The following is a 23772-nucleotide window of genomic DNA, read 5'->3' as shown; positions in this document are numbered from 1 at the left end:
GGCCCCGCCGGGCGGTGATAGTCGTCAGTTGAAGGCGTAGCGCAGGCCGACCGAGAAGCTGCGCGGTGCGCCGGGTGCGAAGAAGGTGGAGCCGCGCAGCGGGTAGTCGCCGTCGGCGTTCGCCGGGAACGGGCGGGCGGCGAAGTGGCCGTTCGCGTCGAAGCCGGTGCTGCCGAGCTGCGCGGCGGTGGCGTAGCGGCGGTCTAACAGGTTGTTGATGCGCGCGAAGAAGCGCAGCCCTTTGCTCGGTGTGTAGCTGCCGCCGAGATTGAAGACCGCGTAGCCGGCCGACCGGCCCGGACCGAAGCTGATGTTGCCGTCGGGCGCGTGTTCGTTGTTCTCGTTGCCACGCGCCCAGGCGCCCGACACGGCCACCGCGTCAAGGTCGAAAGCCCATTGCGCGTTCAGGTCGAGGCTCAGGCCGGCCTTGAAGGTCTGGCGCGGGATCAGCGGGATGCGCTTGCCCGGCGTGATCGTGATCGTGCCTTCGAGCCCCGGCCCGGCGCTGTTGCTGCTGTTGCCGGCGCCGTTGACGATCTCTTCGCTGCGGTAGGTGGCGGCTATCAGCGTGTACGACAGGTCGACCGAGATCGGCCCGCTGCGCGTGTTCAGGCCGAGCTCGAGGCCTTGCCGCCGGGTCTTGCCGAAGTTCTTGAAATAACCGAAGCCGGCCGCGTCGTCCGCCACGAACAGCAGGTCGTCGGCGTTCTCGGCGCGGAACACGCCGGCGCGCCAGCTCGTGCCACCGGCCACTTCACCGCGCACGCCGGCTTCGACGCTGCGTGTGACCACCTGGCGCAGCGGCGGGTCGCCGGCCATCGCGTTGGGCAGCTTGCACGGCTGATCGGGGTTGGCGCAGCCGAGTTCGATGGCGGTCGGTGCACGGCTGCCTTCGTTGTAGCCGGCATAGAACTGCAGGCTCCGGCTCGGGTTCCAGGTGAGGCCGAGCGCGGGGTTCAGGCGCGAGAACACGTGGTCGCCGTCGAGCGAGGCCGGGTCGGGCGCGCTGCGCAGCTGGTCGCGGTTGGTGACCGTCACGCGGTTGTAGCGCGCCGAGATGTTCAGGTGAAGCTCTGGCGTGAGCGAGAGCGTGTCGGCCGCGTAGACGCTCCAGGTGCGGGTGCGTGCGCGCAGGTTCACGGCAGTGTCGAAAGGCTCGTTGTCGACCACGCCGCCGTTCACACCGTCGGCGAACGCGCCCACGCCGGTCACGCTGCGGTCGGGGTTCAGGTAACCGAGCTCGGTGCTCTGCGTGAAGCGCACGCGGCTCGCGTCGAACGCGGTGCCGGCGACGATCTGGTGCTTCACGCTGCCGGTCTGGGTCTGGAAGTTCAGTTGCGCGCCGATGCCGTGGTTGTGCTGCGAGGTCTCGCTGCGGTTGAGCAGGCCGTTGCACTTCTCGCCCGGCTCGTCGTTCTGCAGCGCCTGCGCGATGCAGCGCAGGTAGGGGAAGGGCGTGTTGGCGGGTGTGATGCTGGCGGGGTAGCCGATGCCGGCCGCGTCGAGCGCGGCGCGGTCGTCGGCCGACAGCGTGTAGAGCTGCTGGTCGAGCGAGGCTTCGTTGATGTCGCCATTGAGCGTGCGCGTGCGCAGCTTGCGCCAGTAGGCATTGCCCGAGAACGACAGGGCATCGCTCAGCTCGTGCACGGCGCTGAAGTTCAGCAGCGTCGACCTGTTGCGGGTCTGGTCAGGCTTGGTGTACACGCTCGCGCGGTCACGCGCCAGCATCGATTCTTCTTGCAGGCCGTTGCCGTAGAGGTCGGTGTCGGCCAGGGCCAGTGTGAGCGTTGCGCGGGTCAGGCCCGAAGCCCAGGCGAGCTTGCCGAAGAGCTGGCGCACGTCGGAAGGCGACGTGTCGCGCCAGCCGCGTTCGCTGAAGACGTTGGCGGTGCCGAACCACGACAGGCCGAGCGCGTTGCTGCCCCCGTGTTCGAACTCGCCCTGCACCCGGCGGTGGCTGCCGGCCGAGAGCTGGAAGACCGTGCCCGGGTGGCTGCGCCCGTCCTTGGTCTGCAGGGCCAGCGCGCCGCCGAGCGTGTTCAGCCCGAACAGCGGGTTCGAGCCCGGCATCAGCGTGATGCCCGCGAGGGCCGACTTGGGGATCAGGTCCCAGCTCACCACGTCACCGAAAGGCTGGTTCAGGCGCACGCCGTCGAGGTACACCGACAAGCCCTGCGCGGTGCCGAGCAAGGGCGAAGCCGAGTAGCCGCGAAAGTTCACGTCGGGCTGGAACGGGTTGCCCTGCACTTCGTTGATGTGCACGCTGCCAAGCTTGCGGCTCATGAAGTCGGCGATGCCGAGCGCGCCGCTGCGCGACAACTCGGCACCGGTGGCGGTCTGCACCGGCGCGGCCACCTGGTCGCGCGGCAGGTCGAGGCCGGGCAGCGGCGCCACGCCCACCACCTCGATCGGCGGCAGCTGGGCGAGCACGGTCTGTGCCGCGGCCGGCAGTGTGAGCAGGCTCGCGCCCGCAGCCCAGGCCAGCCGCGCCGACGCCAGCCGTCTCGTCATCGGATCACCACACCCCAGGGAAGCTTGCCGACCGTGACGTCGGTGAGCTTGGTGTTGCTTTCGGTGTCGATCACCGAGACGACGCCGCCGCGGCCGCAGGCCACGTAGAGTTTCTTGCCGTCGGGGGTGAGCGCCATGTTCCACGGCCGTTGGCCGACGCCGATGGTGGCGGTGATGGTGTTCGTCGCCACGTCGATCACCGACACGCTCGCGTCGCCGCCGTTGGAGACGAACACACGCTTGCCATCGGGGTGCACGGTGATGCCGTTGCTGCGCAGGCCGGCCTTGATCTTCGCGAGCACGACGAACTTCGCCGCGTCGATCACGTAGACCTCGTTCGAGTTCTCGGCCGCCACGTAAGCCGCCTTGCCGTCGGGCAGGAAGCCGATGCCACGCGGGCGCGCACCGACCGCGATCTGAGCCACGTCCTTGCGCTTGGCGACGTCGATCACGTTGACCGCTTCACCTTCTTCGGCGCTCACGAACACGTGTTTGCCGTCGGGCGAGAACACCGCGTGTTCGGGGTTCTTGCCACGCACCTTCACGACGAAGCTCTTCTTGTTGGTGCGGGTGTCGATGAAGGCCACTTCGTGGGTTTCTTCCACCGCCGCCACCACCCAACGACCGTCGGGCGAGATGCCCACGCCCTCGGGCGATTCGCCGAGCGCGATGTTGCCGGCGGCCTTGCGCGCCACCAGGTCGACCATCACGAGCTGGTTGTTCGGCTGGTCGCTCACGTAGGCGGTCTTGCCGTCGCTGCCGATCACCGTGCCGCGCGGCTTCTTGCCGACGGCGATCTCGCCCACCACCTGGTCGGTGGCGGTGTCGATGACGCTGAGGGTGGCCGAGCCTTCGTTGGGCACGTAGGCGAACGGTGCGGCCAGGGCGGCGAGCGGCAGCGCGAGAGCGACCGCAAGAAGCTTGCGTTGAAGTGACATGAAAGCCCTTGTTGAAAAGCTCAGGGGAGGATGCGCGAGAACACGCCGTCGCGGTCGACGAATGCATGCTTGAGAGAGATCGCCACGTGGCCCACGATCAGCGCCGCGAACACGAAGGCCGTGGCCACGTGCATCGCATTGAAGAAGTTGTAGACCTGCGGCAGGTCGGGGCCCCAGGGCTTGAGCGCGGTGCCGAAGAACTTGACACCGTGCTTGCTGAAGTTGGAGGCGATGTACCCCGACAGCGGCATCAGCAGCATGCAGGCATACAGCGTGCGGTGGCCGAGCGTGGCGGCACGTTGTTGCGCCGCCGACATCACGGCCGGCCACGCCGGTGGCGTGTGGCGCTGGCGCCAGATCAGCCGCAGCACGATCAGCAAACCGAGAACGATGCCGCACGACTTGTGCAGGTTGATCGTGGCGGCGCGCGCCGGCGTGCCCCGCGGTGCGATGTCGTCGAGCATGAAGCCGAAACCGATCTGGGCCAGCAGCGCCAGCCCGATCAGCCAGTGCAGGGTGATGGCGACGCGGTCGTAGCGGGGTTGGTCCATGCGGGTGCCTCCTGCGTCAGAAGCTGTAGCTGCCCGACACACCCGCCGTCCAGGTGCGGCCCGGCGCGGGCTCGAAGAACCGGCTGTTGCCCTCGTTGACGATCACCGAGCCGATGTAGCGGCGGTCGAAGAGGTTGTCGACGCGCGCAAACCCGTTCAGCTCCCAGCTGCCCAGGCGCATGCCGTAGCCGACGTTGGCGCTGGCGATGAAGTAGCCCGACGCGGCGTCGCTGTTCGCGTCGTTCACGTAGACCTTGCTCAGGTAGCGGCCTTCCACGCCGCCGCGCAGCCCTTGCGCCGGTGCCCAGCCCAGGCCCGCGAACAGCGACCGTGCGGCGATGCCGGGGATCTTGTTGCCGGCCGGCACACTGCCGAAGCCTTCGCTGTAGCGCGCGTTGAGCCAGGTCATGGCCGCCTGGGCGCGCAGGTCGCCGGCCAGGCTGGCGGAGCCGCCGATCTCGAGGCCGGTGCGGTGCGTGGCGCCGGCGTTCTGGAACGTGGCACGCCCGCCGGTGTTGGTGAGCGTGACGATCTCGCCGGAGCTGCGGGTGTCGAACACCGCCGCGGTGAAGTCGCCCAGCCCGGCCACGCGGGCCTTCACGCCGGCTTCGACGCTGTTGCTGCGGGCCGACTGCAACGCGAAGTTCAGGCCGGTGGCGCCGCCCGGCCGGTAGGCCAGCTCGTTCAGCGTTGGCGTCTCGAAACCGCGCCCGGCCGTGGCGTACAGATGCCACTCGGGGCTGAGCGCGACCATCACGCCGACCACCGGCAGCGTGGCGGTGAACGCGGTGCTGCCGCTGTCGTTCGGGTTGGTGCCCACGATGTAGTGGTCGGTCGACTCGAACTTCACCTTGCTGTGGCGCAGGCCGGCGTTCAGGCTGAAGTCGGGCGTGAGTTTCAGCGCGGCCTGCAGGTACTGGTCGAAGTTCGAGACGTCGTTGTTCTCGTCGCGGCGCCGTGCGCCTTCCACACCCAGCGTCGTGCCGACGAAGTTCTGGTAGCCCACGCGGTGCTCGGCGAGCTTGTCGTAGGCCAGGCCGGCGACGAGCGAAGCGGGCACCTCGCCGAGCGTGCCCTTGTACGTCCAGCGCAGGTCGGTGCCGCTGTAGTTGCGGTCGAGCGAGATCACGCCGCCGGGGTGCAGCGGGTTGGCCTGCGGGCCGGTCGGAATGGCCTGGAACTGCTCGGTCTCGCGTTTGCCGCTGTAGACGAGCGCACGCACCGAATGGTTGGAATCGAGCCGGCGCTCGTAGAGAAGGCCACCCTGCAACTGGTCGACGGTCTTGCGGGTGTTGAAGCTGACGGCCACGGGGTCGACGCTGCGCGGGTCGGCTTCGAACTGCGCGCGGGTCAGGCCGAGCGGGTCTTCGGCTTTCGGCAGCGACAGGCTGTTGGCCAGCAAGGTGAACTGGCTGTCGTTGTCGGGGGCGAGCGTGAGTTTCAGGTTGCCGAGGGTTCGTTCAGTCGCGCTGTGGTCGCGGTAGCCGTCGGTCGTGAAGCGGCTGGTGCTGGCCACGTAGCCGAAGCTGCCGGTCGCGCCGCTGAACTTGGCGCTCAGGCGCAACGCGCCGTCGCTGCCGCCCGCCACCCCGAACCCGAGTGTCGGCGGGCCCGTGCCTTCTTCGCTGAAGACCTGGATCACGCCGCCCGAAGAATTGCCGTAGAGCGCCGAGAACGGCCCGCGCAGCACCTCGATGCGGTCGGCCGAGCCGAGGTCGACGTTGGTGATCTGGCCTTGCCCGTCGGGCAGCGTGGCCGGGATGCCGTCGACGTACAGGCGCACGCCCCGAATGCCGAAGCTCGCGCGCGCGCCGAAGCCGCGCACCGAGATCTGCACGTCTTGCGCGTAGTTCTGACGGTCGCGCGCCAACAGGCCGGGCACCGGGCCCAGGCTCTCGGAGATGTTGACCTGGGCGCGGCCGCTGCGGATGCTGTCGCCGCCGATCAGGTCGATCGACGCCGGCACGTCGAACGGTGGCGTGTCGATGCGTGTCGCGGTCACGACCACCGGGGCGAGTTGTGTGCCGCTCTGGGCCAGTGCCCACACCGGCAGCAGGGCCAGCGAGAGTGCGGACAGGGGAAAGGTGTGGCGCTTCATGGTGTCGTGTCTCTGGCAGGCCGCTGACTCGGCGGGCCGTGAATCGACCGCCGAGGGCACGTTAGCCGCCTCTGCAGGGCACAGTAAGTTGGGAGCATCCCTGAGCCGGTGCGTTGCCGGAACCGGGGTGGTGCATGCCTTTCGCAAGGCTCCGCGCCGAAAGCGAGTTTCAGGGCATCGCCGGGCTTCGACGAGTCGCAGCGGGCCCTGCACCCTGCTCGGGCAACGCCGCCGATGCGCGTCAGCTGCCCGCCCGAGTGTTCCAGACCAGCACACTGCGGGGCGCGCCGCGCCCGCGGGTGGCCGCTCGCTCAGGGGCTGCCGGGTGCCACTCGCCGCAGCTTGCGGTAGATGGTGTTGCGGCTGACCCCGAGCCGCTTGGAAGCCTCGGAGATGTTGCCCTGTGTCGCGGCCAGCGTGCTGCGCACGAGTTCGAGCTCGGTTTCTTCGAGCGTGGCTTCGCGGGCCGGCCGCAGCGCGGGCCCGGCCGGCGCACGCACGCCTGTGGGCATCGCAGGCGTGGCCGGTGCGGGTGGACGCCCGGCGTCTTCGGTGAAGTCGTCCGACAGGTGGGCTTCGGTGATCAAGGCTTCGCCGCTGGCCATCACCGCGGCGGTGCGCAGCACATTGGCGAGCTGGCGCACGTTGCCGGGCCAGGTGCAGCGGCGGAACAGGCTCATCACCGGTGCGCTGATCCCGGGTGCACCGGTGGGGCATTCGATCTGCAGGATGCGTTGTGCCAGCGCGGGCAGGTCGGTGCGTTCGCGCAGTGGCGGCAGGCGCAGTGCCAGGCCGTTCAGGCGGTAGTAGAGGTCTTCGCGGAACTGCTGCTGCCGGATCATCTCGCGCAGGTTGTGCGGGGTGGCGGTGATCAGCGAGATGTCGATCGGGATCGGGCGTTGCCCGCCGAGTGGCGTGACACTGCGCTCCTGCAACACGCGCAGCAGGCGCGCCTGCACGGCCAGAGGCAGAGCGTCGACCTCGTCGAGGAACAGCGTGCCGCCATTGGCCTGCACGATGCGGCCCTGCGAGCCCTTTCGCCGTGCGCCGTTGAAGGCGCCGTCTTCGCTGCCGAAGAGTTCGGCTTCGAGTTGCGCTTCGCCGACCGAGGCGCAGTTCACCACCACGAAGGCCTGCTTGGCGCGGCTGGAGTCCTGATGCACGGCGCGCGCCAGCAGCTCTTTGCCGGTGCCGGTTTCACCGAGGATCAACAGGGCGATGTCGCGGTCGATGATGCGGCGCACCTTCTGCACCACCGCTTCGACCTGCGGGTCGCCGCACTGCAGGAACTTCAGCCCGGCCTGCGCTTCGGGCGCCTTGCCGACGTGGCCCGCCGCCGGTGGCGTGAACGCCGGCGCCTCGCCGCCCATGCTGTCGGCTGCTGCCGGGCCGGTGCCGCCGGGCGCGCCCCCGGCCACCGGGCGCGCCGCCCAGTGGGCGCGGGCATGCACATGAAAGCGTGCGCCGCTCGGCACGCTCAGCTGCATCGGCAACTGCAGCGGCGAACGGAAGTGGTCGGAGAGCGCGGCCACGCTGGTGCCGAACAGGCTGGTCAGGGTGTGCGCGCGCAGCGACACCGTGCTCAGGTTGAGCTGATCGAGCGCGCTGTGGTTGGCCCCGAGGATGCGCCCGCCGTCGCCGATCACGAGGATGCCTTCGAGCAGCGTGCCGATGAACTCGACGCGGCTGTGGAAGTGCAGGCGCATCCGGTTGCTGTTGTCGTCGCAGAGCCAGTGGTTCTCGATCATGCGCGCCGACATGCGCACCAGGCCCATCGTGTGCTGGTGGAAAGAGCGCTGGTCGCCCGACACGTCGAGCACGCCCAGCATGTCGCCACGCGGGTCGAAGATCGGTGCGGCCGAACAGGTGAGAAAGTGGTTGGCGTGCATGAAGTGCTCGCCGGCATGCACGAGCGTGGGCATGGCCTCGAACAGCGCGGTGCCGATCGCGTTCGTGCCCTTCGAGTGCTCGGCCCAGTTCACACCCGGTGCCAGCGCCACCTTGCTGGCGCGGCCGAGAAAGTCGTCGTCACCGACCGAGTGCAGGATCGTGCCTTGCGCATCGGTCAGCACGATCATGCTTTCGGTGCCGGCGATCTGCTCGAACAGCATTTCCATCACCGGCGCGGCATGCGCGAACAGGCGCTGGTTGCGTTCGCGCGCGACCGCGAGGTCGCCACGCATCATCGGTTCGTATTCGGGCCGCTCGATGCGTGTGAGGCCGAAGGCGCTGCAGCGCAGGTGCGACTGCTCGATCAGGTCGGCGTGCCGTGGTGGTGCAGGCGCAGCCACCGCGTCGCCGCGTGACGCGCGCTGCAGGTGGCGCGATGTGTTTCGGGTGCTTTGAACCATGATCGCCGGGCGCTCGAAGCTGCGTTGAGTGGGGGCAACGCCGAACAAGTACTTCGCGCCAGACTGCAAGTGTCACGAAGTGGAACAACCTTGTTCCGACACGCTCATGTTGGCGAACGCGGGGCGCTTTGTCCATCGGTGCGCACCCGCGCGCGGGCCGGCTGCCAAACGCTCCATGTGCGTGGCGTGGCCACGCCGAGCGGCCTCAGGCGAACTCGGCCAGCAGCATCGACGAGGTCTCGTCGCTGCTCTTCGGCGTGCCCGCCAGCGCCAGCATCGCCCGCGCATCGAGCCCGGGGTGATCGGCGCAGGCGCGCCGCGCGATCTCGCGCGCCAGCGCTTGCAGCTGCAGCGTCGACGCACGGATGCGTTCGCGGAACTGCGTGTCGTCGAGCGTGTCGTTCAGGCTGCGGTTGAGTTCGGCGAACCAGGGCAGCGCCGCCTGGTCGAGCATGACCGCCGGGTTGCGTTTTTCGCTGCGTTCAGACCAGGCGCGCAGGAACTCCTGCACCGCGACGTTGAGCTTCTGGCACTGCGCGAGTTCGTCTTTCAGGTTCGAGAGCGCACCCAGGTCGGTGAGCCGGTTCTGGAAGAAGAACTGCGACAGCACACCCCAGTAGAAGCTGTAGTCCCAGATCACCTTGACGGGCAGCACCTCGGGGTCGCCGAAGAGCGGGTACTGGTCGGTGTAGAGCGCGAGCGTGCTCTCGTAGAACGAGTGAAACAGCTGGTCGTACACGTGGGCGTGCGCACCGAGCTTCTGGCCGGCGCGGTCGAGCGCGATCAGTTCGGTGATGTAGGTGTTGCCGATGGCGATGAAGTCGCTGCCGGGCGAATAGAACGGGTCGAGAAACAGGCCGGCCTCGCCCGTGAGCGCCCAGCGGTTCGCCGAGAACACCTGCTTGCAGCCGTAGGAAAAGCGTTTGAAGAAGGCGAAGTCCTGGAGCAGCTCGCGCTTGCCGTCGAGCTCGTCGAACAGGCGCGGCTGGTACTTCTCGAACCAGTCCATCGACTTCTCGAAGGTGTCCATCGTCTCGAGCGGGTGGATGCGCGGGTCGGCCACGATGCCGACCGAATGCGACCCCGACGCGAGCGGGATCAGCCAGACCCAGTAGCCCGCGCCGACCAGGTGGTTGGTGGAGAGCCAGCGTGCCTGCGGCTCGCAGCGCTCGCGCCATTCGGTGTTGCCGGTCCAGTCGTCGATCGTGATGCGGTCCTTGATGCGGAACCAGACGGCGTGCGCCGCGTGCGCGTTGGTCTCGGCCAGGCCGAGCTTGCGCTTGAGCAACCCGGCGCGGCCGCAGGCGTCGACCACCCAGCGCGCGGCCAGCATGTGCTGCTCGCCGCCGTATTCGCACACGACGCGGTGGTCGTTCGTGTCTTCGCTCAGTTCGATCTGGCGCACGATGGCGTTGTCGATGAACTTCACGCCCAGCCGTTGCGCTTCTTCGGCGAGGAAGTTCTCGAAGATGCCGCGGTCGAGCTGATAACTCGGCACCGAAAGAAAGCGGCTCGCGCCGATCTCGGTGACCTGATCGATGTCGCGCCGGCCTTCAGAGAAGAAGAAGCGGAAGCCGAACTTGCGCAGCTGGTTCGCGTCGAGGTGGGGTTTCAGGCCGAGCACCTTGTCGAAGTAGTGCGCGCCGATCTCGACCGACGACTCGCCGACCTTGTGCGCGGCGATCGGCACCGGGTGGGAGCGCCGCTCGAGCACCAGCACGTCGAGCTCGGCGAAACGCTTCTTCAACTGCAGTGCGAGCGTCAGGCCGGCGAGGCCGCCGCCCATGATCAGCACGTCGTGGCGTCGGGGGGTCGTGTTCATGGTGTCCAGTATCGAAGAGTCTGCGGGGCGTTTCGGGCGCCGGCCGCGATGATGACAGACCCGGGGCCGGCCCGCCCGGTCAGGCCGCCTCCGGGCCGGCGGTGGCCTCTTCGATCTGCAGGGAGTGCACTCGTCCGCCCACGTCGGTGGCGACGATGGCCAGGCCGTCGCCGGCCACTGCCACGGCTCTGAGCGCCGCGTCGGCGGTGAAGCAGGCGATCGTCGTGCGGGTTTCCAAGTCCCAGGCCCGCAGCGTGCGATCACGCCCGCACGAAAAGGCGTGGTCGCCGTGCGGGCTGAAAGCCACCGCGTTGACCTTGTCGGTGTGGCCCTCGAGGGTGGCGAGCTTTTCGCCGCGATCGAGGTCCCAGAGTTCGAGGCGGTGGTCCGAGCGTGCCCAGAGCAGGCGAACGCCGGCGGCGTCGATGGCGAACGCGCTCATCACGTCGGCCTGGATGTCGCTGACCGAGCGCACCCTGCCGGTGGCCAGCTCGAACGCGAGCAGGCAACTGCCCGCCGGCGGCGCGCTGGCGAGCGCCGGTCGCAGGCTGCCGGCATCGCGCGCGGCTGCGCTCAGCAATGCGTGGCGCCCGTCGCCGCTCATGCGGACGATGACCACGTCGAACACTGTCTCGCCGGCGAGGTAGGTGTCGAGCAGTTCTTCGGTAAAAGGCAGTTCAGGCCGCCGTGGCGCCGGCGTGATCAGGTGGTCGAACAGGCGGCGGGTGCCGTAGCGCGCGATCAAGGCGCCGGCAGGCACGTCCCAGACGTAGACGAAGTGGTCTGCGCACGCCGTGACGAGATAGCGCGCGATACCGCTGTAGGCGCAGTGGTTGACGGGCGCCAGATGCCGCACCGGCAGCGCGTACCCCTGCCCGGTGGCCACGTCCCACAGGTGGTAGCGGCCGTCGACCCCTGCCGAAAGCACGCAGCTGCCGTCGGCCGTGAAGGCGAGCGAGAGCACCGGCCCTTGATGCGCTTCGATCGCGCAGACGGTGCGGCCCGAAGCGATGTTGCGCACCAGCACGCGGCCGTCGGTGCCGCCCGAGGCGCACAGGCTGGCATCGGTGCTGACCACCACGCACACGGCCGACCCGGTGTGGGTTTCGACCGACGGTGCGCCCGCCAGGGTGTCGAGCCGCCACAACTTGATGCTGCGGTCGACCGAGGCTGTGGCGGCGCGGCTGCCGGCGGCGTCGATCACCACGGCGTTGACGGCGTCGCTGTGGCCGCCGAGCACAGCCAGGGTCTCGCCGGATTCCAGATTCCAGAGCCGCGCGCTGCCGTCTGAAGAACCCGACACGGCGCGCCGGGCGTCGGCCGACATCGCGACTGCGGTCACGCTGGCGGTGTGCCCGCTCAGGGTCTTCAGGCGCACGCCGCGTTCGGCGTCCCACAGCACGAGGCTGCGGTCGGCAGAGGCTGAAAGCAGCAGATGCCCGTCGGGCGAGAGCGCCACGCCCCTGACCGCGTCGGAATGGCCCGACAGGATGTGGCGGCGCCCGGCCAGCTCGAGGTTCCAGACCCGCAGCGTGCCGTCTTCCGAGCCTGTCACCGCACGCACGCCATCGGCCGAGATGGCGACCGAGGTCACGCGTTCCTTGTGGACCTGGATGGTGTGGCGCAGGCTGCGCTGGGCGATGTCCCAGACCCGCAGCTTGCCGTCGCGCGAGGCCGCCACGCCGACGCGCCCGTCGGCCGAGACCGCCACCGCGGTGATGGCGCTGCGGTCTTTCACCGACAGGCGCGCCACCAGTTCCTGGGTGTCCAGATCGACGAGGCCGACCCGCCCGTCGGCGCTGCCCACGAGCGCGAGCGGGCCGCCGGCGACCAGCGCCACGCCGCGCACGCCGAGCCGGAACAGGTCGATCGTGGCGACCGGCTGGCCGTCGGCGCCGTTCCATGCCCGCACGGTGGCGTCGTTGGCGCCGGAAACGAGGCGCCGGAAGTCGCCGTCTGCGTCGAGCGCGGTGACCTCTGTTTCGTGGCCCACCAGCGTCATCACCAGCATGCCGCCGGGCGCGTCGAGCGTGGGCTGTTTCGGCCGCAGCCACGCGGCGCGGGCCGGCACGAGCAGGCTCGCCACGAACTCGGCGATGGCCGGGTTGTCGAGCGCGATCAGGCGGCCGACGAGCTGGCTGCGCAGCTGGCCCGGGTCGAGCGCGAGGGCCGGGGCCGAGAGCCTGAGTGCGTCACCGAGCAGGGCGAGCCCGGGCGATGCCGAAGCCTGCTCGACGTCGGCGTTCAGGGCGTGGATGTCGGTCGCCTGGAGCTTGGCTTCGAGCCAGGTGATGTCGAGCAGCAGTTCGGCGAACCGGCCTTGCCGCCCGGCGCCCTGCATGTGAAAGGCCCAGGCCCGCCAAGCGTAGCGGTGGGGCAAGCGGTGCGCGTCGCCCCAGGCATCGAGCAGGCGCGCATGAACCTCGGCCGCGTCGGCGAGTTGCCCGGTCAGAAAACCGCGCAGCATGTCGTGCAGTTGCAGCGTGCCGTGGCGCAGGTCGAATTCGATCAGCGCCAGATCGTCTAGCCGGCGCGCCAGGTCTTCGGCGTCGATGTCGTCGAGCTGCCAGAGCGCGGCGGCCACCGCCATCGGGATGAGTGCATCCTCGGCAAAGATGGCGAGTTCGGCGCAGCGCTGCCGATCGGTGCTGTTCAGCAAGTCGAGGCTGGCGCCGATGGTGTGGCCGACGGCGTCTGAGCGTTCGCCGCTGTCGGGGTCGTCGAAGGCCACGATGCCCCGCTTGTCGAGCGCCCGCAGCACGTAGCCGAGCGCGTTGCCCTGGGTGTCGCCCCGGTCGATGCGCTGGCGCATCGCCGAGCCCGCGAGCTTGATCGCCAGTGGCCACTCGCCCAGCCGCGAGACGAGCGATCGAAACCCGCTCGTGTCGGCCGGCACCGCGCCGAGCCGGGCGAAGAGCAGCCCGAGGGCTTCGTCGGGGGCCATCTGCTGGACCGCGACACGCTGGGCATCGGGCAGCACTTCGGTCAGGCGGGTCGTGACCAGCCGTGCGCACCCCGGGCCACCGCGCAGGAACGGCCGGGCGTGCGAGCTCTTCCACACGTCGTCGATGACGATCAGGCAATTCTTGCTCTCGAGCTTGAGCGCCAGTTCGCGGGCCGCGTCTTCGGCGTCGACGAAGCCGGGGCGTTCACCGGTCAGCGCCGCGTAGAGCTTGATCAACTCGTTGAGCAGGTTGGGCGCTTGCCCCAGCGTGACCCACAGAATGCCGTCGTCGAAGTGTTCGATGACGCTGTCTTCGTGGCACAGCGCCGCGGCCAGTGTCGTCTTGCCGTACCCGCCACCGCCGCGCAGCGCGGTTGGGCGCGATGCGGCCTCGGTGGCGAGCAGGGCCTGCAGCAAGGCGCCCGTCTCGCGCGGGCGCCGGATCACGCCGGACGAGACCGCCGGAGCCATGAACGGCACCCGCGTCGCCAGGCAGCCGCGGCGCAGGTGTGCGACGAGTTTCTGCCACTCGATGTCGGGATCGTAGAAGTGCGCCTTCCGCATCCAGTTGGGCAGGCTGGCGTAGTCGAGCTGCGCGTCGGCGCAGCCCTTGACCGGGTAGACGCAGACACCGCGCTGGCGTGCGGCGCGCCACTCGCGCCGCGTGTTCGCCGAGAGCATCGCGGCGGGGGTCATCACGATCAGCAGGAACTCGGCGCGGTCGAGTTGCTGCTCGATCTGGCTCCACCAGCCCACGCCACCTTCGAGCTCGAGCCGGTCGAGCCAGGTCGGCACGTCGGGCGCGTCGGTCCGGAGCCGCTCCTGCAGTGCGCGCGCGGCCGCCTCGCCGTCGGAGCGGGCGTAGGAGATGAACGCTCCCTGCCTGCCCGGGCCGATCGAGTTCATGGCGGTTCGCCGCGGCAGCGGCTCAGCCGGTGCGCGCCACCCGCCCCGTCAACGGGTACTGCGGGTCGTTGTAGCCGGGTGTCGAGGCGTGGCCGGTCGTCACGAGCCCGCTCACGAAGGCTTCGTCTTCGGCGCTGAACGGCGTGTGCAGCGCGTCGAGATAGTCCTGCCACTGCGCCAGCGTTTTCGGCCCGCCGATCACGCCGTTCACGAGCGTGTTGTTCCAGACCCATCCGAGCGCCAGTTGCGTGGGCGTGAGGCCGCGGGCGCGGGCGTGCTCGGCCATCTTCTCGGCCAGCGCCAGCGACTCGGGGCGGAACTCGGTCTGCATGATGCGGGTGTCGTTGCGCGCAGCGCGTGAGCCTTCGGGCGGCGCCACGCCCGCCTTGTATTTGCCGCTGAGCACGCCGCGCGCGAGCGGGCTGTAGACCACCGCGCCCAGGCCGTAGTGCGCGCAGCAGGGCAGCAGCTCGGTCTCGATCTGGCGAGACATCGCGTTGTAGGGCGGCTGGCAGACGATGGGCTGTGCCATGCCCGCCGCGCGGCACATCTCGGCCACACGTGCCACGCGCCAGGCGCGAAAGTTCGACAAGCCGAAGTGAAGCACCTTGCCACGCTCGATCAGCCACGCCACCGCGGCGAGTGTTTCTTCGAGCGGCGTGCTCGCGTCTTCGCGGTGCAGGTAGAGCACGTCCACGTAGTCGGTGTTCAGCCGCTTCAGGCTCGCATCGACCGCGCTCAGCATGTGCTTGCGCGACAGGCCGCGCTCGTTCGGCCCCGGGCCCATGGGGTTGGCGAGCTTGGTGGCGAGCACCCAGTGTTCGCGGTCGGCCGCGATCAGCCGCCCGGTGATGCGCTCCGACTCGCCCGCCGCGTAGGCGTTCGCGGTGTCGATCGCGTTGATGCCGGCGTCGCGCGACGCGTCGACGATGCTCGCGGCCTGCACGCCGTCGGTCTGGTCGCCGAACATCATGGTGCCGAGCCAGAGCTTCGACACCTTCAGGCCGCTGGCCCCGAGCGGGTGGTAGGTCGTGGTGGTCGTGGTCATGCTCGTTCCAGTCGTTCAGTCGGCCGTGACCTTGGCGTCACGGATCACCTTGCCCCACTTGGCCGTCTCGGCCGTGATGAAGGCGTCGAACTCTTCCGGTGTGCCACCGACGGGAATGGTGCCCATGCCTTCGAGCCGCGCTTTCACGTCGTCGAGCCGCACGATGCGCGCCACTTCGTCGGCCATGCGTTTCACGATGTCTTTCGGCGTGCCGGCCGGCGCCAGCATGCCGGCCCAGGTGCTGCCGGTGAAGCCTTTGACGCCTTGCTCGATGAAGGTCGGCAGCTCGGGTGCCGCGGGCAGGCGCCGGTCGCTGGCCACGCCGATCAGGCGCACCTTGCCGGTCTTGCCGGGGTTCAGCAGGCCCGAGGCGGCGTCGAAGAACAACTGCACTTGCCCGCCCATCAGGTCGGTGAGTGCCGGCGCGGCGCCGCGGTAAGGAATGTGGACCATGAAGCTGCCGGTCACGGCCTTGAAATACTCGGTCGTCAGGTGCGCGGCCGAGCCGTTGCCGCTGGACGCGAAGCTCACCTTGCCGGGGTTGCGCTTGGCGTAAGCGACGAGCTCGGCTGCGGTCTTGAACGGTGCATCGTTGTTGACGGCGGCCACCAGCGGCGAGATGCCGATCAGCGAGACCGCTGCCAGGTCTTTCTTCGGGTCGTAGGGCAGCTTCGGGTAGAGCGAGGTGTTGGCCGCGTAAGCCGCGATCACCACGCCGAAGGTCGTGCCGTCGGGCGGCGCCTTGGCGATCAGGTCGACACCGATGATGCTGTTGGCGCCGGGCTTGTTGTCGATCGTGACCGGCTGGCCGAGCCTCTCCTGCAGCTTCTGCGCGACGAGCCGCGCCGTCACGTCGGTGAAACCGCCCGGCGTGTAGGGCACGATCATGCGGATCGGCTTGTTCGGCCAGGCGGCTTGTGCGAACACGGCCGGTGCTGCGAGCGTGGCGGCGCTGCCGGCGAGCAGCGTGGTGTTGAAGCGGCGGCGCGTGAGGTGTGGAGGCATGGGGCGTTCTCGTGGATGAGTTGGTTCAGGCGGCCGTGTACCGGTCGCGCAGTTCGCGCTTGAGCACCTTGCCGATGGCGCTGCGTGGCAGCTCGTCGATGTAGCGCAACGCGGCCAGCCGCTGGGTCTTGCCAACGCGCTGGTTCATCCACTGCATCAGCGCGTCGGCCGATTCAGAGGCACCGGGCCGCGCCACGACGAACGCGACCGGTGTTTCGCCCCACTGCACCGAAGGCACGCCGACCACGGCCACGTCAGCCACCGCCGGGTGCTCGCGCAGCACTGCTTCGAGGTCGCTCGGGTAGATGTTGAAACCGCCGCTGATGACCATGTCTTTCTTGCGGTCCATCAGCATCAGGAAACCGTCTTCGTCGAAGCGGCCGATGTCGCCGGTGCGGATGAAACGTTTGCCGTCGGGCGCGAACCATTCGGCTTCGCGAGTCTTCTGTGGCTGGCCGTGGTAGCCCGTCATCATGCCGCCGGAGTGGCCGACGATTTCGCCGGTCCGCCCCTCGCTGACGGCCTGGGCCGTCAACTCGACGCCGTGCTCGTCGATCAGCCGGATGTCGTGGCCGAGCGCAGGCTGGCCCACGGTGTGCAGCTTGTGCGGGTGCTCGTGCGCCGAGAGGATGCAGGTGCCGCCACCTTCGGTCATGCCGTAGTACTCGACCAGCCCGCCGGGCCAGCGCTTCAGCACGTCGGCCTTGAGCGCGGCGCTGAACGGTGCGCTGGTGCAGAACTTGAAACGTGTGGCCGACAGGTCGTGCGCGTCGAAGCCGGGCAGGGCCATCAAGCGCTGGTACTGCACCGGCACGAGCATGGTGTGGCTCATGCGGTGGCGCGCGGCGAGTGCCAGGTAGCCTGCCGCGTCGAACTTCGCCATCAGGATCACGCAGCCGCCGAAGGCGAGCGTGGGGAAGAACACGACCAGCGTGGTGTTCGAATAGAGCGGTGTGGCGAGCACCGTCACGGTTTCGGGGCCGTAGCCGAAACTCGCGCCGCGCATCACGTGCGTCCAGCGCATGCCGTGCGACTGCACGATGCCCTTGGGCTGGCCAGTCGTGCCCGACGAATAGATGATGTTGAACGGCCACTCGGGCAGGGCCTCGACCGGCACGGGCTTCGAGCCTTCGGGCATGAGCCAGCGCTCGAAGGGCGTGCCCGGCGCCTTGTCGTCGAGCGCGATGCAGTGCAGGGCGGTACCGGCTTCGCCCAGCGCGTCGAGCGCGGCCGCGTCGATGAACAGGCGCCGCGACTGCGCGTCACCGAGCATCGACGCGAAGCTCTCCGGCGTGACCGACGGCGCGAGCGGCGCCACTGCCACGCCGGCCCGCAGAGCACCGAGAAACACCACGGCATAGAGCGGCGTGGCCTGTGCGCAGATCGCGATCGCGTCGCCGCTTTGCAGGCCGTCACGTTGCAGCGAGGCGGCCACGCGGTCCATCAGCGCATCGAGCGTGGCGTAGTCGATGCGGGTCTCGCCCTGCATCAGCGCCGGCCGCGCCGGCTGCGCATGCGCATGGCCGCGGATCAACGCGCTGACGGTCTGGAAAGGCGGGGTGTCGGTTGAATCGACGGCAGTGTTCATGCGCCAAAGTATGCCCGGACGCGGGCTTGGCGCAAGGCGCGCGGCCGTCCCTTCGGGTGTGGGGTCGAAACCGCAAAAGCAAGGGTAAAGCCCCTGTGATTTCTCTGCCGGCTCGTTATCTTCTGCCCCGGAGTCAAAGTGATCCAGGCGGTCACCAAAGTGACAGGCACCAACCTCAGGGAGTCGAAGATCGCACCAGCCGCGTCCACCGAAGGATTGCTCCGCGTCGACGGCGTGACCGTGCGTTTCGGTGGCATCACGGCGCTCGACAAGGTGTCGTTCTCGGTGAACGCCGGCCACATCGTCGGGCTGATCGGCCCGAACGGCGCGGGCAAGACCACGCTGTTCAACTGCCTCTCGCGGCTCTACTCGTTCAACGAAGGGTCGATCCTGTTCGAGGGCCGCTCGGTCGTCGAGCACCCGCCGCACGGCATCGCCGCGCTGGGCATCGGCCGCACCTTTCAGAACCTGGCGCTGTTCCGCACGATGACCGTGCGCCAGAACATCATGCTCGGCGGCCACTGCCGCACCGCCAGCGGCTTCTTCGCCAATGCGCTGCGACTGCCGCAGGTCAAGCGCGAAGAAGACGCGTTGCAAGAGCACGCCGACGAGCTGATCGAGTTGCTCGACATGCAGAGCGTGGCCGAGACGCGCGTGATGGACCTGTCGTTCGGCACCCAGAAGCGTGTGGAGCTGGCGCGTGCGCTGGCCAGCCGCCCCAAGCTGCTGCTGCTCGACGAACCCGCCGGTGGGCTGAACCACGAAGAGGTCGGCGTGCTGATGGAGCAGCTGCGCGACGTGCGCGACCGGCTCAAGCTCACGATGCTGCTGGTCGAGCACCACATGAACATGGTGATGCGTGTCTCCGACAAGGTGGTGGCGCTCGACTTCGGCCGCGTGATCGCCGACGGCACGCCGGCCGAAGTGCAAGCCAACGAGAACGTGATTCGCGCGTACCTCGGGGTGGAAAGCTGATGGCGCAGATTCTCCAGGTGCGCGGCCTGCACGCGCAGTACGGCCCGACGCGTGTTCTGCACGGCATCGACTTCAGCGTCGAAGAAGGTGGCATCACGACCATCCTCGGTGCCAACGGCGCCGGCAAGACGACCACGCTGCGCGCGGTCTGCGGCATGGTGAAGACACAAGGCGAGATCAGCCTCGCTGGCAACCGCATCGAAGGCAAGGCGACCGAAAGCATCGTGCGCGCCGGCGTGGCCCACGTGCCCGACGGGCGCGGCACCTTCGTGAACCTCAGCGTCGAAGAAAACCTGCGCCTGGGCGCCTACACCCGCAGCGACAAGACCGAGGTGGCGGCCGACTTCGAGCGCATGTTCGGCTACTTCCCGCGCCTGAAAGAGCGCTTTCGCCAGCAGGCCGGCTTGCTGTCGGGCGGTGAGCAGCAGATGCTCGCGGTCTCGCGCGCGCTGATGCTGCGGCCGCGCCTGCTGCTGCTCGACGAACCATCGTTCGGCCTGGCGCCGTTGATCGTGCAGGAGCTGTTCGAGATCTTCCGCACCATCAACCAGCAAGACCGCGTGAGCATGCTGCTGGTCGAGCAAAACGCGGCCCTCGCGCTCAAGCTGGCCGACACCGCCTACCTGCTCGAAACCGGGCGTGTGGTGATCTCGGGCACGGCCGAGTCGATCCGCAACGACGAAGCGATTCGGCGTTCGTACCTCGGGTACTGAACATGAACTTCGGGTACTGAAGCACATGAACGTCCTTCTGCACCAGGTGCTCTCGGGCCTTGCCACCGGCGGCATCTACGCCAGTGTGGCACTGGCCCTGGTGATGATCTACCAGGCCACGCACCTCGTGAACTTCGCGCAGGGTGAACTGGCGATGTTCTCGACCTACATCTCGTGGAGCCTCATTCAGGCCGGCATGCCGTACTGGGCGGCGTTCTTCATCACCGTGGCGGTGGCCTTCGCGCTCGGCGTGTTGATCGAGCGCGTGATCGTGCAGCCGGTCGAGAACGCTCCGATCCTGTCGGTGGTGATCGTCTTCATCGGCCTGCTCGTGATCATGAACAGCCTGGCGGGCTGGATCTTCTCGTACACGATCAAGCCCTTCCCGAGCCCGTTCCCCGCGGCGCCGCTGTTCGGCAATTCCTACGTGTCTTCGCACGAACTCGGCTCGATCGGCATCACGCTCGTGGTGCTGATGCTGGTGTTCGCGTTCTTCCGCTTCACGCCGCTGGGCCTGGCAATGCGCGCGGCGGCGCAGAACCCGGTGTCGAGCCGGCTCGTCGGCGTGAGGGTGGGCTGGATGCTCGCGCTCGGATGGGGCCTGGCGGCGGCGATCGGCTCGATCGCCGGCATGATGGTGGCGCCCACCGTGTTCCTGGAGCCGAACATGATGGCGGGCATCCTGCTCTACGCTTTTGCGGCAGCGTTGCTCGGCGGCATCGACAGCCCGGGCGGCGCGGTGCTCGGCGGGTTCATCGTGGGCGTGCTCGAGAACGTGGTCGGCTCCTTTCTCGGCACCGAACTCAAGCTCACGGTCGCGCTGGTGCTGATCGTCGGTGTGCTGGTGATCCGGCCTTCGGGGCTGTTCGGCAAAGTGCACGTCACCCGGGTCTGAGCGGCATGGTCAACACCACCACCCCCAAGACGGCGCGCGCGGCGCTGAGCCGCAATCAGGTGCTCGGCCTGGCGCTGCTGCTGGTCGGCGCCTGCGTGTTGCCCTTTCTCATCAGCAACTACCGCGTCTTCCAGTTCACGCTGGTGCTGGTCTATGCGATCGCGCTGCTCGGCCTGAACATGCTCACCGGCTACAACGGCCAGATCTCGCTCGGCCACGGGGCCTTCTACGCCATCGGCGCCTACGTGGCGGCGATCCTGATGGACAAGTTCGGTGTGCCTTACTGGGCCACGCTGCCGGCGGCCGGCGCGGTGTGCCTGGTGGCCGGGTTCCTGTTCGGCCTGCCGGCGCTGCGCCTCGAGGGCCTGTATTTGTCGCTGGCGACCTTCGCGCTCGGCGTGGCGATGCCGCAGATCCTCAAGTTCAAGGGCTTCGAACACTGGACCGGCGGTGTGCAGGGCATCGTGATCGTCAAGCCCGACCCGCCGGAATGGTTGCCGATCTCGCAGGACCAGTGGCTGTACTTCGTGGCGCTGGTGACCTTGCTGATCCTCTTCCTGATCGGCTGGAACCTGCTGCGTGGCCGCATCGGCCGGGCGATGGTGGCCATTCGCGACCAGCCGATCGCGGCGCAGGCGATGGGCGTGAACACCGCGATGATCAAGTCGCTGACCTTCGGCGTGTCGGCCATGTACACCGGCATCGCTGGCGCGCTGGGCGCGATCGCGATCCAGTTCGTGGCGCCCGACACCTTCACGATCTTTCTCTCGATCACGCTGGTGGTCGGTGTGGTGATCGGCGGGCTGGCATCGATCTCGGGGGCGATCTGGGGCGCGCTGTTCATCCAGTTCATCCCCAACGTGGCCGACCAGATCTCGAAGGCCGCGCCCTGGGCGATCTACGGCATCTTCCTGATCGTGTTCATGTACGTCATGCCCAGCGGCGTGGCAGGGTTCATCCGCATCGCTGCCGGTCGTCTGCGCCAGCGGCGGCAGCGTTGAGTGTCGGTCTTGTTTCTTCGTCCGGTCCACGGCGACCCTGCCGCGCCGAGTGTGTGTTGATGACATTGAAGGAGCCATCATGAAATTCAGTCTCAAGCGTCGTGTCTCGCTGCTGGCCATCGCGGCCACGCTCGCCGTCGTCACCGCGCCCGCATCGGCGCAGAAGAAGTACGGGCCGGGGGCCTCCGACACCGAGATCAAGCTCGGCCAGACCATGCCTTACAGCGGCCCGGCCTCGGCCTACGGCACCATCGGCAAGCTGCACCAGGCCTACTTCAAGATGATCAACGAGGCCGGCGGCATCAACGGCCGCAAGATCAACCTGATCAGCCTCGACGACGGCTACAGCCCGCCCAAGACGGTCGAGCAGGTGCGCAAGCTGGTCGAGCAGGACGAAGTGCTGGCGCTCTTCCAGACCCTGGGCACGCCGGGCAACTCGGCGATCCACAAGTACGTGAACGGCAAGAAAGTGCCGCACCTGCTGCTGGCCACCGGCGCCACCAAGTGGGCCGACCCGAAGAACTTTCCGTGGACGCTGGGCTTCAACCTGAGCTACCAGGCCGAAGGTGCGATCTACGCGAAGTACCTGATGAAGACCAAGCCGAACGCGAAGATCGCGATCCTGTACCAGAACGACGACTTCGGCAAAGACGTGCTGAAGGGCGTGAAAGACGGCCTGGGTGCGGCCGGCGCGAAGATGATCGTGGCCGAAGCGACCTATGAGGTCAGCGACCCCACGGTCGACTCGCAGATCGTGACGCTGCAGGGTTCGGGTGCCGACACGTTCATCAACATCACCACGCCGAAGTTCGGCGCGCAGGCGATCCGCAAGGCATTCGACTCGGGCTGGAAGCCGCTGCACATCGTCAACAACGTGAGCGCGTCGGTGGGCTCGGTGCTCACGCCGGCGGGCCTCGACAAATCGGTCGGCCTGCTCACGCTGCAGTACTACAAGGACCCGAACGACCCGCAGTGGAAAGACGACCCGGCGATGCTCGAGTGGCGCGCTTTCATGGGCCGCTACTACCGTGAAGGCGACCCGAAGGACGCGACCAACCTGTACGCCTACCTCACGGCGCAGACCATGGTGCAGATCCTGAAGCAGTGCGGCAACGATCTGACGCGCGAGAACGTGATGAAGCAGGCCGCCAACATCAAGAACCTGAAGCTGCCGCTGCTCTTGACCGGCATGGCGCTGAACACCACACCGACCGACTTCTTCCTCGTCAAGCAGGGCCAGCTGGCCAGGTTCACCGGCACGCAGTGGCAGGGCTTCGGCGACGTGCTCAGCACCGGCGATTGAAGAAACATCGTTGACCCGGCGGGCGCCCGGCCCCGTCTCGATTCGATAATGCGCAGCATCGAATCGGGCGGGGCTTTTCCATGAACAAATCTCTCGTGCGTGCGGTCGTCGTGCTCGCGCTCGGCTGGGCCGGCGCCGCGCTGGCGCAGAACCAGCAAGTGGTCGCGATCTGCGCCACCGACCAGAGCTGGTGCGAGCTGGCGGCCAAGGAATTCCAGGCCCAGACCGGTATCAAGGTGCTGCAGGTTCACAAGGCCACCGGCGAAGCGCTGGCGCAGTTGCGCGCCGAAGCGGCCAACCCGAAGACCGACCTGTGGTGGGGCGGCACCGGCGACCCGTTCCTGCAGGCCGCCGAAGTCGGCCTGCTCGACGCTTACCGGCCGACCTACCTCGACGACCTGCACGGCTGGGCGGTGCGCCAGTACGCGATGAGCGAGAACTACGTCGGCGGCTTCTACACCAGCGCCATCGGCTTCGGCTGGAACGAAGACGTGCTGAAGAAGAAGGGCCTGCCTGCGCCCAAGTGCTGGGCCGACCTGCTCGATGCGCGCTACAAGGGCGAGATCGAAACCTCGCACCCGGGTTCGAGCGGCACGGGCTACACCATCCTTGCCGGGCTGGTGCAGCTGATGGGCGAAGACGCGGCCTTCGCCTACCTGCAGAAGCTGCACCGCAACGTGACCCAGTACACCCGCAGCGGCCAGGCCCAGGCCAAGAGCGTGGCCAAGGGCGAGGTGGGCATCGGCGTGAGCTTCATCTTCGGTTTCGAGAACGAACGCCAGCAGGGCTTCAAGATGGTCAAGAGCGGCGCGCCCTGCGAAGGCACGAGCTACGAAGTGGGTGGCATTGCGCTGATCAAGGGCTCGCGCAACCGCGAGGCCGCGAAGAAGTACTACGACTGGCTGATGAGCCCGGCCGGCCAGAGCATCGGCGCGCGTGCGAACTCGCTGCAGCTGCCGGCCAACAAGACCTTCAAGCCCGACCCGCGCATCCCGACCATCGACGCGGTGCGCCTGATCAAGTACGACTTCCAGAAGTACGGCAAGGCGGCCGAACGGCGGCGCCTGATCGAGCGCTGGGAAAAAGAGGTCAACGCGCTGCCGCGCTGAAGCGGCGGCGTCGT

At 68.3% G+C, this 23772-nt stretch carries 16 protein-coding genes; 6 read left to right on the top strand and 10 right to left on the bottom strand.

The window, feature by feature from the left end:
• Window positions 1-24: 24 nt before the first annotated feature.
• The 10 genes from AC30PD_RS04445 to AC30PD_RS04400 all read right to left on the bottom strand — a co-directional run bounded on the left by AC30PD_RS04445 (window position 25) and on the right by AC30PD_RS04400 (window position 17762).
• Window positions 25-2511 (bottom strand): TonB-dependent receptor domain-containing protein, encoded by a 2487-nt coding sequence (locus AC30PD_RS04445; RefSeq protein WP_489534431.1) that lies wholly within the window; start codon window positions 2509-2511, stop codon window positions 25-27.
• Window positions 2508-3449 (bottom strand): beta-propeller fold lactonase family protein, encoded by a 942-nt coding sequence (locus tag AC30PD_RS04440; protein WP_489534430.1) that lies wholly within the window; start codon window positions 3447-3449, stop codon window positions 2508-2510. The genes AC30PD_RS04445 and AC30PD_RS04440 overlap by 4 nt, the downstream gene beginning before the upstream one ends.
• Before the next feature lie 20 nt (window positions 3450-3469).
• Entirely contained in the window at window positions 3470-4000 is a 531-nt protein-coding gene (locus AC30PD_RS04435; protein WP_489534429.1) for a cytochrome b, read from the bottom strand.
• Window positions 4001-4016: 16 nt separating this feature from the next.
• A complete protein-coding gene (locus AC30PD_RS04430) occupies window positions 4017-6098 on the bottom strand; it encodes a TonB-dependent receptor family protein (protein ID WP_489534428.1) in 2082 nt (693 codons plus the stop codon).
• Between the two features lie 311 nt (window positions 6099-6409).
• Window positions 6410-8449 (bottom strand): sigma-54-dependent Fis family transcriptional regulator, encoded by a 2040-nt coding sequence (locus AC30PD_RS04425; RefSeq protein WP_489534427.1) that lies wholly within the window; start codon window positions 8447-8449, stop codon window positions 6410-6412.
• A 205-nt stretch (window positions 8450-8654) separates the two neighbouring features.
• Entirely contained in the window at window positions 8655-10271 is a 1617-nt protein-coding gene (locus AC30PD_RS04420) for an NAD(P)/FAD-dependent oxidoreductase (RefSeq protein WP_489534426.1), read from the bottom strand.
• Window positions 10272-10350: 79 nt separating this feature from the next.
• Window positions 10351-14121, bottom strand: coding sequence for an NB-ARC domain-containing protein (locus AC30PD_RS04415; RefSeq protein ID WP_489534425.1), 3771 nt, complete (start codon window positions 14119-14121; stop codon window positions 10351-10353).
• A gap of 22 nt (window positions 14122-14143) precedes the next feature.
• Window positions 14144-15169: an aldo/keto reductase gene (locus AC30PD_RS04410; protein ID WP_489534424.1), complete on the bottom strand. Its 1026-nt coding sequence runs from the start codon at window positions 15167-15169 to the stop codon at window positions 14144-14146.
• A gap of 15 nt (window positions 15170-15184) precedes the next feature.
• Window positions 15185-16174: a tripartite tricarboxylate transporter substrate binding protein gene (locus tag AC30PD_RS04405; protein WP_489534423.1), complete on the bottom strand. Its 990-nt coding sequence runs from the start codon at window positions 16172-16174 to the stop codon at window positions 15185-15187.
• Window positions 16175-16199: 25 nt separating this feature from the next.
• Window positions 16200-17762 (bottom strand): class I adenylate-forming enzyme family protein, encoded by a 1563-nt coding sequence (locus tag AC30PD_RS04400; RefSeq protein WP_489534422.1) that lies wholly within the window; start codon window positions 17760-17762, stop codon window positions 16200-16202.
• Window positions 17763-17978: 216 nt separating this feature from the next.
• On the opposite strand from AC30PD_RS04400, the gene AC30PD_RS04395 reads away from it, so the two are divergent.
• From AC30PD_RS04395 to AC30PD_RS04370, 6 genes are all read left to right on the top strand, one after another.
• A complete protein-coding gene (locus tag AC30PD_RS04395) occupies window positions 17979-18737 on the top strand; it encodes an ABC transporter ATP-binding protein (protein ID WP_489534421.1) in 759 nt (252 codons plus the stop codon).
• Window positions 18737-19450, top strand: a complete 714-nt coding sequence (locus AC30PD_RS04390; protein ID WP_489534420.1) for an ABC transporter ATP-binding protein — start codon at window positions 18737-18739, stop codon at window positions 19448-19450. Before AC30PD_RS04395 ends, AC30PD_RS04390 begins: the two co-directional genes overlap by 1 nt.
• A gap of 25 nt (window positions 19451-19475) precedes the next feature.
• Window positions 19476-20345, top strand: a complete 870-nt coding sequence (locus AC30PD_RS04385; RefSeq protein WP_489534419.1) for a branched-chain amino acid ABC transporter permease — start codon at window positions 19476-19478, stop codon at window positions 20343-20345.
• 5 nt (window positions 20346-20350) lie between these two features.
• Window positions 20351-21346, top strand: coding sequence for a branched-chain amino acid ABC transporter permease (locus AC30PD_RS04380; RefSeq protein WP_489534418.1), 996 nt, complete (start codon window positions 20351-20353; stop codon window positions 21344-21346).
• Window positions 21347-21425: 79 nt separating this feature from the next.
• Window positions 21426-22649, top strand: a complete 1224-nt coding sequence (locus AC30PD_RS04375) for an ABC transporter substrate-binding protein (protein ID WP_489534417.1) — start codon at window positions 21426-21428, stop codon at window positions 22647-22649.
• An 80-nt stretch (window positions 22650-22729) separates the two neighbouring features.
• Window positions 22730-23758 carry an ABC transporter substrate-binding protein gene (locus tag AC30PD_RS04370; protein WP_489534416.1) on the top strand — a complete coding sequence of 343 codons (1029 nt, stop codon included), beginning with the start codon at window positions 22730-22732 and terminating at the stop codon, window positions 23756-23758.
• Window positions 23759-23772: the final 14 nt, after the last annotated feature.

Origin of the sequence: Rhizobacter sp., from assembly GCF_032229685.1 — a bacterium.
Classification (GTDB): Bacteria; Pseudomonadota; Gammaproteobacteria; order Burkholderiales; family Burkholderiaceae_C; genus LMDS01.
The sequence above is the reverse complement of the archived record's forward strand: the minus strand, read 5'-3'. Positions and strand labels throughout refer to the sequence as shown.

Coding starts and splice junctions, on each gene's coding strand:
- AC30PD_RS04445 (WP_489534431.1), bottom strand. CDS start 2,511: ATGACGAGACGGCTGGCGTCGGCGCGGCTGGCCTGGGCTGCGGGCGCG.
- AC30PD_RS04440 (WP_489534430.1), bottom strand. CDS start 3,449: ATGTCACTTCAACGCAAGCTTCTTGCGGTCGCTCTCGCGCTGCCGCTC.
- AC30PD_RS04435 (WP_489534429.1), bottom strand. CDS start 4,000: ATGGACCAACCCCGCTACGACCGCGTCGCCATCACCCTGCACTGGCTG.
- AC30PD_RS04430 (WP_489534428.1), bottom strand. CDS start 6,098: ATGAAGCGCCACACCTTTCCCCTGTCCGCACTCTCGCTGGCCCTGCTG.
- AC30PD_RS04425 (WP_489534427.1), bottom strand. CDS start 8,449: ATGGTTCAAAGCACCCGAAACACATCGCGCCACCTGCAGCGCGCGTCA.
- AC30PD_RS04420 (WP_489534426.1), bottom strand. CDS start 10,271: ATGAACACGACCCCCCGACGCCACGACGTGCTGATCATGGGCGGCGGC.
- AC30PD_RS04415 (WP_489534425.1), bottom strand. CDS start 14,121: ATGAACTCGATCGGCCCGGGCAGGCAGGGAGCGTTCATCTCCTACGCC.
- AC30PD_RS04410 (WP_489534424.1), bottom strand. CDS start 15,169: ATGACCACGACCACCACGACCTACCACCCGCTCGGGGCCAGCGGCCTG.
- AC30PD_RS04405 (WP_489534423.1), bottom strand. CDS start 16,174: ATGCCTCCACACCTCACGCGCCGCCGCTTCAACACCACGCTGCTCGCC.
- AC30PD_RS04400 (WP_489534422.1), bottom strand. CDS start 17,762: ATGAACACTGCCGTCGATTCAACCGACACCCCGCCTTTCCAGACCGTC.
- AC30PD_RS04390 (WP_489534420.1), top strand. CDS start 18,737: ATGGCGCAGATTCTCCAGGTGCGCGGCCTGCACGCGCAGTACGGCCCG.
- AC30PD_RS04385 (WP_489534419.1), top strand. CDS start 19,476: ATGAACGTCCTTCTGCACCAGGTGCTCTCGGGCCTTGCCACCGGCGGC.
- AC30PD_RS04380 (WP_489534418.1), top strand. CDS start 20,351: ATGGTCAACACCACCACCCCCAAGACGGCGCGCGCGGCGCTGAGCCGC.
- AC30PD_RS04375 (WP_489534417.1), top strand. CDS start 21,426: ATGAAATTCAGTCTCAAGCGTCGTGTCTCGCTGCTGGCCATCGCGGCC.
- AC30PD_RS04370 (WP_489534416.1), top strand. CDS start 22,730: ATGAACAAATCTCTCGTGCGTGCGGTCGTCGTGCTCGCGCTCGGCTGG.